The organism is Roseivirga ehrenbergii (assembly GCF_001593005.1).
GTDB classification, from domain to species: domain Bacteria; phylum Bacteroidota; class Bacteroidia; order Cytophagales; family Cyclobacteriaceae; genus Roseivirga; species Roseivirga ehrenbergii.
Genome location: NZ_LQZQ01000033.1, coordinates 1 through 594 on the forward strand (window position 1 = coordinate 1; position 594 = coordinate 594).

Annotated in this window: 1 protein-coding gene; it reads right to left on the bottom strand. The window is 39.4% G+C overall.

Going from position 1 to position 594, the window contains the following annotated elements; genetic code table 11:
* On the bottom strand, window positions 1-594 hold a 594-nt coding region (locus MB14_RS10230; RefSeq protein ID WP_157716580.1), incomplete at both ends, for a TonB-dependent receptor plug domain-containing protein.

Sequence of the window (594 nt, forward strand, 5' to 3'; positions counted from 1 at the left end):
ATAACCAATAGAAGCATAGTAATCTGCTCTGTCAGTCGCTCCTTTTGCGCTGAAGTTGTATTCTTGTCTGTAACCTAATCTTTCGATTGGAGCAAACCAGTCTAAATCGTCAGAAGAATATCTAACACTAGCGTTAGGGTTGATAGAGCCATCGGTTCCAATAATTTGGTTTCCGGCAACATTAGTTGCGTTGTACTTAAGGAAAGTGATTAATTCCGCAGTAGCTTCTGCGGCAGCAACGTCAGGAGTTTTTCCTGCTGTTATTTTATCATTTCTAAGTGCTTCCCAATATGCTTGATAGTAAGCTAAAGGGTCAAGTCTATCATATTCTTGAATACCTCTAGCAGACACTCCTTGCTTTGTTGAGAAAGAGAAAGTTGGTGCAGAGTTTTTCTTACCTTGTTTGGTTGTAATGATAATTACACCGTTAGCCGCTCTAGCTCCATAAAGAGAAGTTGAAGCCGCATCTTTCAAAGTAGAAATTGACTCAATGTCATCAGGGTTAATTCTGTTAATGTTTCCGCTAAAAGGCACACCATCAACCACAATAAAAGGGCTGTTGTTACCATTAACAGAACCAATACCTCTTAATCT